The organism is Hyalangium sp. (assembly GCF_035629615.1).
GTDB lineage: Bacteria > Myxococcota > Myxococcia > Myxococcales > Myxococcaceae > Hyalangium.
Map to the genome: position 1 here is coordinate 1 of NZ_DASPHO010000452.1, position 14,243 is coordinate 14,243.

Sequence of the window (14,243 nt, forward strand, 5' to 3'; positions counted from 1 at the left end):
CGCGGCCTCGCTCACTTCAACATGCTCGGCCACAGTCCCTCGCCTCCCTTCCAGAACATCTGCACCGCCACCACGAGCAGCACGATGGCGAAGAGCTTCTTGAGCACCGAGGTCGGCACCCGCGGCATCAGCTGGCTGCCGAAACACGCCCCCGCGAGCACCCCCACCACCAGGGGAGAGACGAGGGACAGCTTCACATGCCCTCGCCAGGCGTAGGACGCCACGCTCGCGGCCCCTGTCACACCGATCATCAGGTTGCTGGTCGCGGTGGCCACCTTGAAGGGCACCCGCATCCCGTAGCTCATGAGCGGCACCTTCAGCGGCCCGCCACCGACGCCCAGCAGCGCCGACAGCCCGCCCGCCACGAAGGAGCCGGAGAGGCCCAGCGGATAGTTGGTGGGCGTGTACGCGGCGCCCACCAGCTCCTGCCCCCGCGAGCGCACCAGGAGGATCTGCAGCGCGACATAGAGGGTGAAGAACCCGAACACCACCGCGACCATGGCCGGAGCCAGGTAGGCCGCCACCAGCCCGCCGGAGATGGCTCCGAGCACCGTGGCCAGCTCCAGCGAGAGCCCCAGCCGGATGTCACTGAGGCGATTGTCCACATAGCTGGCCGCGGCCGCACAGGAGCTGGCAACGACACACATGAGGCTCGCCGGCACCGCCTCCTCCAGCGGAAGGTCGAAGCCGACCACCAGCAGCGGCACCAGCACCACCCCACCGCCAATGCCGAGCAGCGCGCCCGTCAGGCCCGCAAAACCACCTGCGGCAATGAGGAGAAGGACCGTCATTGCCCAGGAGGATAGGAGCGCGATCCCGCTTCGGATAGCGGCATTCCTTCACGGCTCCGGGGCTCGCCTGGCCGTCTGCTGCCCTCTATTCGACTCTGCGACCGGGGGACACTCCGACCGTTGGAAACGCGGCGGTGCAGCCCCTGATCAGGCAGCGTAAGCACCGATGGTGCCTTCTGGGAACTCCTCCAGAAAGCGTGCGCGTGTCCGCGGGGTGAACGTGCCCCGCGACATGTACACCAGCAGACGCCGGAGGATGCCGCGTGTCTGCTCCAGCGCGGCCTCCACCTCGTGGGCGAGATCGAAGCCGTCATGCCGGTAGAGCTCGTGGAAGCTCAGCTGGGAGTAGGCCGGCAGCGCACGTGTGCGCCCCAGCGGGCTCGAGAGCACCATCCCCATCATGTAGAGCCCCCTCACCCAGCCATCCACCTGGGCCTTGGTGGGGGCCTCCCCCACCCGCTCCTGCGAGGACAGCCGGACGAGCTCATAGATGCCTCGGCCAATGCCCCGGTACGGGAAGCCGGTGCCCTTGGTCACCTGGAAGCGCTCGCGCAGCCCGGGGCTGCCCAGCAGCTCCAGGCCGTGCAGCTCGCGCAGGTAGAAGAGCGTCTGCGCCCACTCGATCTTGCGGTGCGCATCCAGCGCGGAGTCTTCCTTGCGCTTGTGGCGCGCCACCATCCGATCCACCTCGGGGTGGAGCCGCCGATCCAGGCACAGGTGCGTGAAGTAGCCGGCCAGCAGCGCCAGCCCGGGCTCGGTGCCCACCAGCGCGCCGGTGGCCACCAGCTCCCCCATCTTCAGCCCCAGCCCCACGGGCGCACGCTCGTGGTACAGCCGCGCGAAGGGCGGCAGCTCCCGCTCGGGCAGCAGCGCGGCGAGCCCCCCTCGCAGGCCCTCGCACAGCGGCAGATCCGGCAGCGCCGCCCCGAAGCGCGCGTAGGGCAGATCCTCCGCCAGCGCGCGGGCGAGGTCCTCCGGCAGGCTGCCCGGATGGGAGGCGAGCTGCTCGATGGCGGTCAGGTGAAGCAGCAGCGTGGGCATGCAGGAGTAGAGCTACCCAGCGCGACGCGTCATTGCAAGTTCACGTGCAGCCGAAGCTTTGCGCGTAATAGGGGCGGCGATACAGTCCGCGCCGCTTTCCACCCCCCAGGAGTACATCCTCGTCATGAACTTCAGCTTCGTCCCGGGTGACGCCTTGCGGGCAGGCGGCGCCCTGCTCGTCATTCCTTTGCTCGATGGGGAACTCGGGGAGACGGCCCCCTCGGCCCTGGTGGCCGCAGACAAGGCCTTGGACGGCAAGCTGCGCTCCGCCGCTGCCCAGGAGGGCTTCAAGGGCAAGGCGGATCAGACCCTGGTGCTGCACACCCTGGGGAAGCTGGCGACCGAGCGGGTGCTGCTGCTGGGGCTGGGCGCGCGCGCGAAGTTCACCCACGAGGTGCTCCGGCTCGCGGCCGGGCGCGCCGCGAAGACGGCGCAGAAGCTCAAGGTGACGGAGCTGGCCTTCGTGGTGCCAGAAGCGGTGCCCGCGACAGAGGCCGTGCGGGCCATCGTCGAGGGGCTGCTGCTCGGCGTCTACAAGTTCGACCGGTACAAGACGGGCGGCAGCAAGGAAGAGAAGAAGGCGCCGAGGCTGAGCTCGGTGCGGCTCGTGGTGCCCGGGGTGAGCCGGAGCCGGGAGCTCGATGCGGCGATGGAGCTGGGCCGCCAGGTGGCCGAGGCCACCAACTGGGCGAGGGATCTGGTCAACGAGCCCCCCAACGTGGTGAACCCGGAGCGGCTGGCCGAGGCGGCCCAGGAAGTCGCGAAGGCGGCGGGGCTGAAGGCCACCATCGGCGGGCGCCGGGAGATCGAGCGCCTGAACATGGGCATGTTCCTGGGTGTCGCGCAGGGCAGCGCCAATGAGCCGCGGCTGATCCACCTGGCCTACGTGCCGAAGAACGCCAAGGACGCGAAGCGCACACCGCTGGCGCTGGTGGGCAAGGCCATCACGTTCGACTCGGGCGGCCTGTCGCTCAAGCCGGCGGACTCGATGGTGGACATGAAGACGGACATGGCCGGCTCGGCGGCGGTGCTGGGCGCCATGCGGGTGATCGGCGAGCTCCAGCCGCCCTTCCCGGTGCACGCCTTCATCGGCGCGTGCGAGAACATGCCCTCGGGCACCGCCTATCGGCCGGGCGACATCCTCACCTCGCGCCTGGGCAAGACGGTGGAGATCACCAACACGGACGCCGAGGGGCGCCTGGTGCTGGGCGACATCCTCGCCTGGGCGTGCGAGCACAAGCCCGGGGCCATCGTCGATCTGGCCACGCTGACGGGAGCGTGTGTCATCGCCCTGGGCAACTACATCGTGGGAGCGTTCGGCGAGCACGACGCCACGATGGAGGACGTGCTCAAGGCCGCGAAGGCGGCCGGCGAGGAGTTCTGGCGCATGCCCGTCACCGAGCTGCAGAAGGATGCGCTGCGCTCCGAGGTGGCGGACATGAAGAACTCGGGCGAGCGCTGGGGCGGCGCCATCAACGCGGCCCTCTTCCTCAAGGAGTTCGTGGGCGACACGCCGTGGGTGCACCTGGACATCGCCGGCCCGTCCACGAGCCCCAAGGAGCGGGGCTACTTCAACAAGGGCGCCACGGGCGTGGGCGTGCGCACGCTGGTCGAGCTCGTGCGCCTGCGCGCCGCGTCGCCGGAGAGCCCTCCCCCTGCCCGCAAGGGCCCGGCTACCCGCGCTCTGGCAGCGGGCGGACCGCGCCGAAGAGGGTCTCCACGCTCCGCGTGACGTCCTCCGGGGCGGTCTCCGGCCAGGTGGCCAGCATCATGAAGACCCGGCCGGGGCTGCCTTCCGTCACCGCCACCCGGCCGCGCACGCCCCCTTCCACTGTGAAGTTGAAGCCCACGGCGCTGTCGGACAGCGGGAGGGGCTCCGGATCCGAGGCGACGAAGCCCGGCTGCTCGCGCAGTCCCTCGTTGAGCCGCTCGGCGAACTGGGTGGGCGTGGCCACGGCCGGGGCCACCTGCAGCACCACCTGGGCGCCGCTCGTCCGGTGCTTGAGGACGATGGGGATGGCCATGCCCTCGGGCGAGTTCTGCTCCTCCGTCTCGTCGAGCTGCCACTCCGCGGTGGCCCGGACGATCTCGAAGCCCAGATCCTCATCCACGTAGCGGCGCGTGGTGGAGCGGTGATCCTCGGCGGCCTGCGTGGCCTGCGCCTCCTGGGCGGCCTGCGGTCTCACCGCCGAAGGGCGAGACGCGCCACACGCCGTGCACAGCACCGCCGACACTACCCCCAACATCCCCATCCGCCCCATGTCCGCCACCCCCACCCAAACCCTGAACGCAACGGTGGCCATGGGCCAGGAGCGTGCACAGTGGGGGTGTCGTGGAAGGTGAGAGCGATGTCAGGCGGAGGAAACTTCTTCGGCGATCGCGCGAGCGGCGGCCACGGGATCAGCCGCCGTGTACACAGGCCGGCCCACCACGAGCAGATCCGCTCCGGCCCGGATCGCGAAGGCCGGGGTCTCGGCGCGGGCCTGATCGCCCTTCTCCGCACCCGCGGGCCGGATGCCAGGCGTGCAGAGGAAGAGCGAGGGGCCCAGCGAGCGGCGCAGGCCCTCGGCCTCACGCGGCGAGCACACCAGCCCATCCACCCCCGCGTCGAGGGAGAGCCGCGCCAGCCGCTGCGCTGCGGCCTCGGGAGTCCCGGTGAGCCCGACGGCCGCCACGTCCTCGGCCGCCAGCGACGTCAGCACGGTCACCGCGAGCACCTTGGGGGCCGCGTGGCCCTGGGCCTTCGCGCCCTCCCGAGCCCCGCGGACCGCGGCCTTCAGCATCGCCTCCCCGCCAGCGGCATGGACGGTGAGCAGCGCCACACCGAGCGCACCCGCGCGCGCGGCGGCCAGCTCCACGGTGTTGGGGATGTCGTGCAGCTTCAAGTCGAGGAACACCCGCGCACCGAGCTTCTGGAAGGCAGTCACCGCCGCGGGGCCGTGCTCGACGAAGAGGGAGAGGCCCACCTTGGCGTAGGCCAGGTGCGGAGCCACCTTCGAGTACAGGGAGAGCCCCTGCTCCAGCGGCAGATCCGCGGCGAGGGCGAGCCGCTCGCGCGCGGCGGGGGAGTGGCTCACGTCAGCCCCTCCTGGAGGGCCCGGTACGTCATCGCGAGCTGGTCCGCGAGATCCTGCGGCAGCACGTTCTGGGCGGAGAAGAGCGCGTAGGAGACAAACGCGTCGAGCGCCTCCAGCGTGAGCGCACGAGAGAGCGCCTCGCCCCCACCCGCCACGTTGCGGCGGATCTGGTCCACGTCCACGCGCCCATCCGGGCCGAGCTTCACTCCGGCGTACGCCTCCTCCAGCCCTGGCGGGGGCGACCTGAGGAAGCTCTGCAGCAGGCCGACATCCCGCCCCATCTCATCGACGGCGCGGTACACCAGCGCGAGCAGCAGGTTGTAGCGCTCCTCGGGGCCGAGCAGCTCCGAGCCCAGCATCTCGATCGTCGGCCTGGGGCGTGGCGGAGTGACAGGGACGGCGGGCTCGATGACGAGCGAGCGGCCGCGCACCCGCTCCTCCACCCAGGTGAGGAAGGCGTGGATGCTGCCCTCGAACGCGGCGCGCAGCTCCTTCAGCGTCACCCCCGGCCGAGCCTTGGCAGCCAGCGCCGCCTCTCCCGGCGGGAAGTCCTCTGGGCCCACGCCCAGCCGCATGTCCTCCGGGAACTGGCGGCGCAGCCGGGTCGTCGCCTCGCCGCGCTTGATGGCCTGGATGACGAGATCCCTCGTGCGATCGGGGAGCTTGACGACGTCGCTCAGCGGCGCCTGGGCCTCGAGGAAGAGGAAGCTGCCCTCCATCATCTCGAAGAGGTTCAGCACCACCTCACGCACCAGGAACGTCATCGCGTTGTAGAGGTTGGCCTCGGAGACCATCCCCTCGGTGGTGAGCACCTGGCCGATGCGGCGCGTGGGCGTCACCTGGGCAATGGCCAGGGTGAGCTGATCCGAGGTGAGCAGCCCGAGCTGGACGAGCACGGTCCCGAGCCGCTCATAGCGCTCGGTGGAGGTGGCGAAGACCACCTGCCCGTCCCGGAATGTCACCGTGCGGCGCAGCTGGCCATGCTGGACGATCAGCTGGCCGCTGCGGATGCCGGACAGGACATAGGAGAAGACATCCTCCATGAAGAGCGAGCCCAGGTTGCCGGCGAAGAAGCCGATCAGGTCCGGTGGCTCTCGGAGGAGGATCATCCCCTCTGGCGAATGGAAGTGCGCCGAGAGGGGACGGTTGGACGACAAGCCGACAGCGAGCGGCCGCTCGAGCTCGAGAGCGGCCGTCTCACCGGCGATACGGGGAGTGGCTTTGGGGCGTGGAGGTGCCACGCGGCCAGTCTACTTCTTCTTCTTCAGCTCGGAGTCGATGATGGCCTTGAAATCCTCAGCCGGCACCGCGCCCGACAGCGCAATCCCGTTGATGAAGAAGGCTGGGGTGCCAGTGACCCCCACCTTCTCACCAGCGGCCATGTCCTTCTTGACGAGCTCGGCGTTCTTGCCGGAGTCCAGGCACTCGTTGAAGCGAGCGGTGTCCAGGCCCACATCGGCGGCGTGCTTCTTGAGATCGTCCACCTTGAGGGCGCCCTGATTGGCGAAGAGCTTGTCGTGGTACTCCCAGAACTTCTTCTGGTCCGCGGCGCACGCGGAGGCCTCGGCGGCCTTGGGCGCCTCCGCATGGAAGCTCAGCGGGAAGTGGCGGAACACCACGCGCACCTTGTCGCCGTAGGTCTTCACCACCTCGTCCACGGCTGCATTGGCGCGGCTGCAGAACGGGCACTGGAAGTCGCTGAACTCCACGATGGTGATGGGGGCGCTCTCCGGGCCCTTGGACGGGCCGACTGCCTCCACCTGCACGCGCTTCTCGGGCAGGAGGATCTGCATCTCCGCCTTGGACTTCAGCTCGTTGAACAGCGCCTGCGCCTTCTCGCGCTTGCCCTGCTCGCCCAGCATCTTGACGATCTCGGGCTTCACCTGCTCCATCGTCACCTCGGCGGGCAGCTGGCCGGTGGCCTTGGCCTGGTCGAAGACCTTCTGGATCTCCGCATCCGACGGCGGGGCGATCTTGTCCTCGACTTCGGCCTTGAGCAGGGCATCCTCGTTGGCCAGGCCGCGCTTCGTGGCCTCGGCCTTGACCAGCTTCTCGATGATGTAGCCCTCGAGACCGCGCTTGATCAGGTCCTGCTTGCGCTTCTCCAGGTCCGCCAGCGGGGCGCCGATCCGGCCCGTCAGCTCACCGTAGGTGACTCGCTGCTCGGCACCATCCACCTTGAAGGTGGCGACAACCGCGTCAGGAGCCAGCTCGCTGGAGGACGAGGAGGAGGGAGAAGGAGCCGCCGCAGGGGTAGTCTGCTTGTTGCAACCAGCGGCGAAAGAAGCCGCCAGGAGCGCGGCAATGACGAGACGGGAGGGACGCATGGACATGGGTCCGGCGTCTTAACCGAGGACTCCCTTGACTCGCAAAAGAAACTTCGTTCCAGTCAGGCGACCAACGGCTCCAGGTCCAGGCTGCCTGCCAGCTCGGGCAGGCGCACTTCTGGCCGCTCCGCGTCCAACGGCCGGCCCTGGACGAGCTCGTAGCAGCTCGGATCCGCCAGCACCTGCTGCACCAGCTTGTGGTTGAGCGCGTGCCCCGTCTTGAAGACCTTCAGGTGGCCAATCACGGGCCGCCCGAAGAGGGACACGTCCCCGATGGCGTCCAGGATCTTGTGCCGGACGAACTCATCCGGGAAGCGCAGCCCGTCCGGGTTGAGGATGGAGGACTCGTCCACGACGATGGCGTTGTCCAGCGAGCCGCCGCGGGCCAGCCCCAGCTTCTTGAGCATCTCCACGTCCCGCAGGAACCCGAACGTCCGCGCCCGGGAGATCTCCCCGGAGAAGCACCGATCGCTCAGCTCCACCTCGAAGGACTGGCTGGAGATCAGCGGGTGCTTGAAGTCGATGGTGCAGCTCACCTGGAAGCGCCGGGCCGGGGCCAGCGTGGCCTCCTTGTCCCCATCCACCACGGTGACGGGCTTCTTGATGATGAGGTAGCTGCGCTTCTCCTCCAGCTCTCGCACGCCCGCGCTCGTCACCATCTGCACGAAGTGCTCGGCGCTGCCGTCCATGACGGGCACCTCGGGGCCATCCAGCTCCACGCGAACGTTGTCCACGCCCAGCCCCGCCAGCGCCGACAGCAGGTGCTCCACCGTGCCCACCCTCACCCCATCCTTGCCCAGGGTGGTGGCCAGCGACGTGTCCACCACGTACTGGGCGAGCGCGGGGATGGCCACCTGGTCCGGCGTGTCCGTGCGGACAAAGACGATGCCGTGGTGGGCCGGAGCAGGCCACAGGGTGAGGTTCACCGGCACGCCCGAGTGGAGTCCCACGCCCTTGCAGGACACGGGCTCGGAGATGGTGCGCTGGTGGTCGGGAAACACAGGCATTGCGGTACGCCTCTCTCACTGCTCGGTACGACCAGTCTTCATGCTCGGGCCCGCTGGAGCCAACCCGAAACGTTCACTTCTGGATCTGGGACTCCGCGAGGAGGTGAGCAAACCATGTGCCACGGTCTTGGGGACCTGCCCACTGGGACAGAACCGCATCACTTTTCGTAAGTCACTGAAATTATTGGACTTCATCATGATGTTAGAGGGAGTTCCTCTCTCATCCGCCGCGTCCACCCCTCAACTCGTTGGGTCCCCCCCGCTCCACCGTGACATCGGTGTCCGACATGCAGCACTGAACCGTGACGGACGTGTGACCTGGTGGACACGCGGCCGTGGTGCGGCGCGGCGGGTCCATAGCGCAAGGAAGCGCCTGGAAGCAAACACTCCCAGGGCCGCGGGAGCAGCTCCGGCAGGGCCTCGCGTGAGGGGGGTTCAGCGGTGGGGAGGGGCCAGGAAGCGATCCCTCAGGGACTCGGCGTCCTTGCGATCGAAGGTGCGTCCCTGGAGGAGCACGCGGCGGCTGACGGCGGCGAAGGTGCTCTCCAGCGTGGGCGTGAAGTGGCGCAGATCCTCGGCGAGCCGGTTGCGGATGCCGGGCCCCTCGGGAGGCCAGGGCAGTTCCATGAGCAGCCCGGTGAAGCGATCAAAGGGCTCGTAGTCGGAGTAGCGCAGGAGCTGGTAGCTCACGTTGTGGAAGTAGCCCAGGTAGGACTTGAGCGCGGCCAGGGCGGCCTCCGCGGCCGGCGCGTCCTCCGAGCGCAGTGCCGTCTCGGTGGCGCGGCAGAGCTGGCCGAAGACCCAGAGATCCTTGCGCAGCCGCTGGGCCATGGCCTCCTGGGAGACGAGCTGGGCGAAGGCATCCTCGCCGGTGGCGGCCCCGGGCTCGAGCGCCTCCACCAGCGCGACGAGCTGAGCGCGGAAGAGCGCGGTGAAGGCGGCGGCGGCCTTCATGGAAGCGTCCTCGGTGCCTGCCGGCTCCACCACCACCTCGCGGGCGATGCGCTGGGCCTCCTTGGCAATGTCTCTCGCGGCTCGCAGGCCGGCGGCCTTGAGGCGCTTGGGGCCCACCTGGGTGGCCAGCTCCTGGCGGAAGAAGCCCACGAGGCTCACCGCCTCGCTGTGCACCAGCGCGAGCACCACGCGCGCGCGCCGGGGCGTGAACTCCTCCCCCTCCGGGCCGACATGGGCGAGGTAGTGGAGCAGGCGGAAGAGCGCGAGGAAGGCGGTGGTGAAGGCGGGGCGGACGTCCTGGGGCTGGCTGGCGAGCAGATCCAGGACGCGCACCGAGCGGAGGCGATCGTACTCGGTGCGGAACTCCAGCGGCCGGAAGGGGCGGAAGTAGCGGTTGAGGAGGATCTCCCGCAGGGCCAGGTTGCCCACGTCGGTGAAGAGGGCGAGGCTGCACACGGGCAGCTTGAGCAGGTGATCGATCAGGTTGCGCAGGGCCTCGAAGGCCTCGCGCAGCACGAAGAGGCTCTCCTGGGGCGTCTCCTGGCCCAGCTCCTCCTCGAGGAAGGCGCGGCGGATGCGGTCGTCCGCGAGCTGGCTCTCCACGTACTTGCGGAAGACGCGCTTCGAGTCCGAGTCCGGATCCAGCAGGCGGCGGGCAATGCGGATGGCACGGTGGATGGCGTCGCGGACGTCCTCGAGCTCCGCGTGGAAGTCGCGGGTGACGAGGGGGCGCTCGTGGGCGTCCACCACCCCATTGTGGAGGTTGAAGTAGCGCTCCACGCCGCGCAGGAGCATCTCGAACTCGAAGAGCTGCTCCTCGCGGCCCTCGATGGTGATGCCGCGCAGCCAGCGCTCGCGCTCGGCGAGGACGCCGACTCGCGAGGCCTGGGTGGCGCGCATCAGGTCCGCGTAGAAGTCCCGCGCGACCTGGGGGGCCGTGGGTTTCTGATCCTTCGCGCGTGCCGGGCTCATCGTGAAGCGATCCCTATCAGAAGAGGCTGCCCTGGGGTGAGGCGGGGGGCGGCGCCTTCTTGAAATAGCCGTAGGCCCGGTGGGTCGCCATCCGGCCTCGCGGGGTGCGCTGGAGGAAGCCTTCTTGGAGGAGGAAGGGCTCGTACACATCCTCGAGGGTGTCTCGCTGCTCGCCCACACTGGCGGCAATGGTCTCCACACCCACGGGGCCGCCACCGAACTTGTCGATGATGGTCAGCAGGATCTTTCGATCCATGGCATCCAGGCCGCTGGCGTCCACGCCGAGCCGGTCCAGCGAGGAGCGGGCCAGCTCCAGGGTGATGTTGCCCTCGCCCTCCACCTGGGCAAAGTCTCGCAGCCGGCGCAGCAGCCGGTTGGCGATGCGAGGCGTGCCACGCGAGCGGGTGGAGACCTCCTTGCTGGCGTCGCGGTCCAGGGGGATGCCGAGGATGCGGGCCGAGCGGTTGAGGATGAGCTCCAGGTGCTTGGGCTCGTAGTACTCGAGCCGCTCCTGGATCTGGAAGCGCTCGCGGAGCGGCGAGGTGAGCAGGCCCGTGCGGGTGGTGGCGCCGATGAGGGTGAAGGGCGGCAGGTCGATCTTCATCGCGCGGGCGGCGGGGCCGGTGTCGATGGTGATGTCCAGCCGGAAGTCCTCCATGGCGGGGTAGAGGTACTCCTCGATGGCGGCGTTGAGACGGTGGATCTCGTCGATGAAGAGGACGTCTCGCGCGTTGAGGTTGGTGAGGAGGCCGGCCAGGTCGCCCTTGCGCTCGAGCGCGGGGCCGCTGGTGACGTGGATGCCCGCGCCGAGCTCGGCGGCGATGATGTGGGCCAGCGAGGTCTTCCCGAGGCCCGGGGGCCCGGAGAAGAGACAGTGATCGAGCGCGTCGCCCCGGTTGGCGGCTGCGCGCACATAGACCTTGAGCTTCTCGACGACCTGGGACTGGCCCACGTACTCGTCGAAGGTGCGCGGCCGGAGCGAGGCCTCGAGGCGGACATCGTCCCCCTGAGCCTCTCCCGACAGCGTCTCGGACTTCCGCTTCGTAGCCATGGCGGTGTTCACCCTAGCAAGAACGGCCCGTGTGTCGCCGCCCATCTCCCAGCGCTACACTCGCGAGCCACACCGGCTGGTTGGCCAGGGAGCGCACGACGTGAAGGGTCTCGTCTTCGATCTGTCCATCCCCAAGTACGTGCTCGCCAAGGGGCTCGGTGGGCTGTACCCGAAGATCCACTATGGCCCGGGGAGCTGCCTGTCCCTGCGCGAGCTGCCCTCCCCCACCCTGCCGGGCCCCGAGTGGGTGCGCTTGAAGCCGCTGATGAGCGGCCTGTGCGGCTCGGACATGGCGACCGTCTTCTTCAAGGCCAGTCCACAGCTGGAGCCCTTCAATAGCTTCCCGGCGGTGCTGGGGCACGAGATCCTCGCCGAGGTGGCGGCGCTGGGCCCCGAGACACGGGGAGTGGAGGTGGGGCAGCGCGTGGCAGTGAACCCGCTGCTGCCCTGCCGCCTGCGAGGCATCCAACCGCCGTGCAAGCCATGCGCGGCGGGCCAGGAGAACGGGTGCGAGCGGACGGCGGAGGGCTGCCTGGCGGCCGGGCAGATGCTCGGCTACCAGAAGGATCTGCCGGGGGGCATGGGCACGGAGATGGTGGCGCACCCGTCCCAGCTCCACCCGGTGCCGGGGGAGGTGTCGAACAAGGCGGGGGTGCTGGTGGAGCCGCTGGCGGTGAGCCTGCATGCCGTGCTCAAGGCGGCCTTGAAGGACGAGGACCGGGTGCTGGTGATCGGCGGTGGGCCGGTGGCCTTCGCGGCGCTGTGGGCGATCCGGGCGCTGGGGCACCGGTGCCACGTGACGCTGCTGGCGACGGAGGAGTACCAGCTGAAGCTGGCCCGGCTGCTGGGCGCGGACGAGGCGTTCCGGGTGCGGGACGACGCGACGGAGGCCGAGGAGGTGGCGCGGCTGACGGGGGCGAAGGTCTACAAGCCGGTCATCGGGCCGCCTGCGCTCTCGGGGGGCTTCGAGGTGACGATCGACTGCATCGGCAGCGCGGCGTCGGTGCAGGACTCGCTGCGGTACACGCGGGCGCTGGGCCGGGTGGTGCTGGTGGGGGCGGCGGGCATCCTGGAGCGGGTGGACTGGACCACGGTGTGGCGTAATGAACTGACGCTGCTCGGTTCCTACGTATACGGGGTGGAGAGCTTCCGCGGGGAGCGCAGGCACACCTTCGATCTGGTACTGGATCTGCTGGCTCGCCGGGAGGGACCGGATCCATCGGTGCTGGTGACGCATACCTTCCCGCTCTCGCGGTATCGAGAGGCCATCGAGGCAAACCTGGCGCGTGGGCGCTATCAGTCTGTGAAGACGGCTTTCGACCTGACGGTGAACGCATGACTCCGACCTTCCGTCCGCTTCCTTCCCTCGCTGTAGCCCGTGCCGAGCAGGTGCCTGGGCTCCGCCTTCAGCAGCTCCGCCGCGCCACGCAGGAGGCGCGTGAGGCCTTCGTGGCGGGAGGGCCGGTGGCCGCGGTGGCCACGTGCGATCTGATCACGTTCCCATACCCCACGCAGTTCGCGTTCAGCGGGGCGGCGCTGTCACCAGCGCCGTACGTGATGATGAAGAACCGGATGCAGGTGGTTCAGTTCCTCGAGGAGGGGGAGCGGCGCACGCTGCTCTTCAACCCGAGCGACTACGAGCGGGGGTACGCGGCGCCCTTCTTCCGAGGCCTGCGCGAGCGCTACGGCCACTTCCTCTCGGACAAGGTGATGTCCACGCGGCATGGGACGGTGCAGAGCCACCTGGCGGCGCTGGGGCTGAAGCCGGAAGACGTGGACTACATCGCGTTCGACCACCTGCACGTCCAGGACGTGCGTGGGTGGCTGGGGGGCGAGGGAGCGTCGGCGTACTTCCCACGGGCGAAGCTGCTGGTGCAGCGCGCCGAGTGGGAGGGCACGAAGAACCTGCACCCGATGCAGGCGGCCTGGTACGTGCCGAACGGAACGGCGGGGGTGCCGGAGGAGCGGGTGATCCTGCTGGACGGGGATGTGTGGCTGGGGCCGGGGGTGGCGATCCTGTCCACGCCGGGGCACACGCTGGGGAACATGTCGCTGGCGGTGGCGACGGACCGCGAGGTGTTCGTGGTGAGCGAGAACGGGGTGGCGACGGAGAGCTACACGCCGCTGCAGTCGGGCATCCCGGGCGTGAGGAGCTTCGCCGAGCACATGGGCATTGAGGTGGTGCTCAACGGCAACACGCGGGAGCACTCGCTGGATCAGTACTCGTCGATGGTGGTGGAGAAGCTGTTCGCGGGGCAGTCACTGGTGGATGGGGCGTACGTGAACTTCCATCCGTCCTCGCTGCTCACGGCGTCCATGCTGGCACCGGGCCTGTCACCCACGGTGGTTCTACCCGCGCCAAACTTCGGAGACGTGCGCCCGTCCGCCACCGCTCGCCGGGCGGCGTAAGAGTCCCGTCTCGACTAACCGAAGGCGTGAACCCTGGCAGAGCGGTGCAGGAGCGGATACGGTTCGTGCCGAGCGCGAAGTGACCATTCAAGTTCAGCAGCAGGCAAATTTCCACCTCCTCTAATCTTCATTCATGGCTCTCAGCAACGCCACCTCACTGTTGGCCTGCAAGTTATGCCTGGGCATGCGCGGAAGGAGCCTTACAGCGTTGCTCGATGCTGAGGCCATAGAGGCTTGTTAACGCTTGCGTATATTGGCTAAATCTCCTTCATGAGTAAGGTCACGGAGAAGTTTCAGGAGGACACGGCGGCCACCGCGTTCCAGTTAGTCTGGGGAACCCTCAGTCGCGTTGGCGGTCTCATTGTCCACGAAGAGGAAGTCCAACGCGGTATGCAGCGGTACGCTGAGGGCTTTCTTAGGAGATACGGCCATGCCAAGATCCTTGGCAAATCCGAGCCTGTCCCCTTACGCGACATTTATGCCGCAGCCAGGGTTGTTTCCTCAAGCATCCTCCAGCACTTCCGCACGCCTCAAGACCTGCAGGAGTCGTTCCTTCAAGAGGGCCGACGGAGCCTGTTCCCCGTTGATACAGTCTCGGTGAGCAGTCCCGCCCT

Annotated in this window: 13 protein-coding genes; 4 read left to right on the forward strand and 9 right to left on the reverse strand. The window is 68.7% G+C overall.

Annotation, left to right across the window (positions count from 1 at the left end; genetic code table 11):
* Positions 1-11 precede the first annotated feature (11 nt).
* Together VD972_RS23180 and VD972_RS23185 are read right to left on the reverse strand one after the other, a co-directional pair.
* Entirely contained in the window at positions 12-791 is a 780-nt protein-coding gene (locus VD972_RS23180; protein ID WP_324990474.1) for a sulfite exporter TauE/SafE family protein, read from the reverse strand.
* 147 nt (positions 792-938) lie between these two features.
* A complete protein-coding gene (locus VD972_RS23185) occupies positions 939-1,832 on the reverse strand; it encodes a hypothetical protein (RefSeq protein WP_324990476.1) in 894 nt (297 codons plus the stop codon).
* A gap of 124 nt (positions 1,833-1,956) precedes the next feature.
* Here VD972_RS23185 and VD972_RS23190 point away from each other — a divergent pair, with 124 nt between their 5' ends.
* A complete protein-coding gene (locus VD972_RS23190; protein WP_324990477.1) occupies positions 1,957-3,564 on the forward strand; it encodes a leucyl aminopeptidase in 1,608 nt (535 codons plus the stop codon).
* Here VD972_RS23190 and VD972_RS23195 read toward each other — a convergent pair.
* From VD972_RS23195 to ruvB, 7 genes are all read right to left on the reverse strand, one after another.
* The gene (locus VD972_RS23195; protein ID WP_324990479.1) at positions 3,506-4,135 is read right to left on the reverse strand and encodes a hypothetical protein; all 630 of its coding nucleotides are present in this window, start codon (positions 4,133-4,135) and stop codon (positions 3,506-3,508) included. The two genes, VD972_RS23190 and VD972_RS23195, sit on opposite strands and share 59 nt — an antisense overlap.
* A gap of 48 nt (positions 4,136-4,183) precedes the next feature.
* Entirely contained in the window at positions 4,184-4,909 is a 726-nt protein-coding gene (gene pyrF, locus VD972_RS23200) for an orotidine-5'-phosphate decarboxylase (RefSeq protein ID WP_324990481.1), read from the reverse strand.
* Positions 4,906-6,150: a DUF4388 domain-containing protein gene (locus VD972_RS23205; RefSeq protein ID WP_324990483.1), complete on the reverse strand. Its 1,245-nt coding sequence runs from the start codon at positions 6,148-6,150 to the stop codon at positions 4,906-4,908. Before VD972_RS23205 ends, pyrF begins: the two co-directional genes overlap by 4 nt.
* 9 nt (positions 6,151-6,159) lie before the next feature.
* The gene (locus tag VD972_RS23210; RefSeq protein WP_324990485.1) at positions 6,160-7,236 is read right to left on the reverse strand and encodes a DsbA family protein; all 1,077 of its coding nucleotides are present in this window, start codon (positions 7,234-7,236) and stop codon (positions 6,160-6,162) included.
* Positions 7,237-7,298: 62 nt separating this feature from the next.
* Positions 7,299-8,243: a UDP-3-O-acyl-N-acetylglucosamine deacetylase gene (gene lpxC / locus VD972_RS23215; RefSeq protein ID WP_324990486.1), complete on the reverse strand. Its 945-nt coding sequence runs from the start codon at positions 8,241-8,243 to the stop codon at positions 7,299-7,301.
* A gap of 435 nt (positions 8,244-8,678) precedes the next feature.
* Positions 8,679-10,169, reverse strand: coding sequence for a hypothetical protein (locus tag VD972_RS23220; RefSeq protein WP_324990488.1), 1,491 nt, complete (start codon positions 10,167-10,169; stop codon positions 8,679-8,681).
* 16 nt (positions 10,170-10,185) lie between these two features.
* Positions 10,186-11,220, reverse strand: coding sequence for a Holliday junction branch migration DNA helicase RuvB (gene ruvB, locus VD972_RS23225; RefSeq protein WP_324990489.1), 1,035 nt, complete (start codon positions 11,218-11,220; stop codon positions 10,186-10,188).
* Between the two features lie 100 nt (positions 11,221-11,320).
* On the opposite strand from ruvB, the gene VD972_RS23230 reads away from it, so the two are divergent.
* The 3 genes from VD972_RS23230 to VD972_RS23240 form a co-directional block, all read left to right on the forward strand.
* Complete coding sequence (locus VD972_RS23230) at positions 11,321-12,559, forward strand: zinc-dependent alcohol dehydrogenase (RefSeq protein WP_324990491.1); 1,239 nt, start codon at positions 11,321-11,323, stop codon at positions 12,557-12,559.
* Positions 12,556-13,629: a hypothetical protein gene (locus VD972_RS23235; RefSeq protein WP_324990492.1), complete on the forward strand. Its 1,074-nt coding sequence runs from the start codon at positions 12,556-12,558 to the stop codon at positions 13,627-13,629. Before VD972_RS23230 ends, VD972_RS23235 begins: the two co-directional genes overlap by 4 nt.
* Before the next feature lie 270 nt (positions 13,630-13,899).
* Positions 13,900-14,243 (forward strand): hypothetical protein (locus VD972_RS23240; RefSeq protein ID WP_324990495.1); only part of this gene is annotated, 344 nt, incomplete at its 3' end.

Coding starts and splice junctions, on each gene's coding strand:
- VD972_RS23220 (WP_324990488.1), bottom strand. CDS start 10,169: ATGAGCCCGGCACGCGCGAAGGATCAGAAACCCACGGCCCCCCAGGTC.
- ruvB (WP_324990489.1), bottom strand. CDS start 11,220: ATGGCTACGAAGCGGAAGTCCGAGACGCTGTCGGGAGAGGCTCAGGGG.
- VD972_RS23195 (WP_324990479.1), bottom strand. CDS start 4,135: ATGGCCACCGTTGCGTTCAGGGTTTGGGTGGGGGTGGCGGACATGGGG.
- VD972_RS23235 (WP_324990492.1), top strand. CDS start 12,556: ATGACTCCGACCTTCCGTCCGCTTCCTTCCCTCGCTGTAGCCCGTGCC.
- VD972_RS23210 (WP_324990485.1), bottom strand. CDS start 7,236: ATGCGTCCCTCCCGTCTCGTCATTGCCGCGCTCCTGGCGGCTTCTTTC.
- VD972_RS23190 (WP_324990477.1), top strand. CDS start 1,957: ATGAACTTCAGCTTCGTCCCGGGTGACGCCTTGCGGGCAGGCGGCGCC.
- VD972_RS23180 (WP_324990474.1), bottom strand. CDS start 791: ATGACGGTCCTTCTCCTCATTGCCGCAGGTGGTTTTGCGGGCCTGACG.
- lpxC (WP_324990486.1), bottom strand. CDS start 8,243: ATGCCTGTGTTTCCCGACCACCAGCGCACCATCTCCGAGCCCGTGTCC.
- VD972_RS23185 (WP_324990476.1), bottom strand. CDS start 1,832: ATGCCCACGCTGCTGCTTCACCTGACCGCCATCGAGCAGCTCGCCTCC.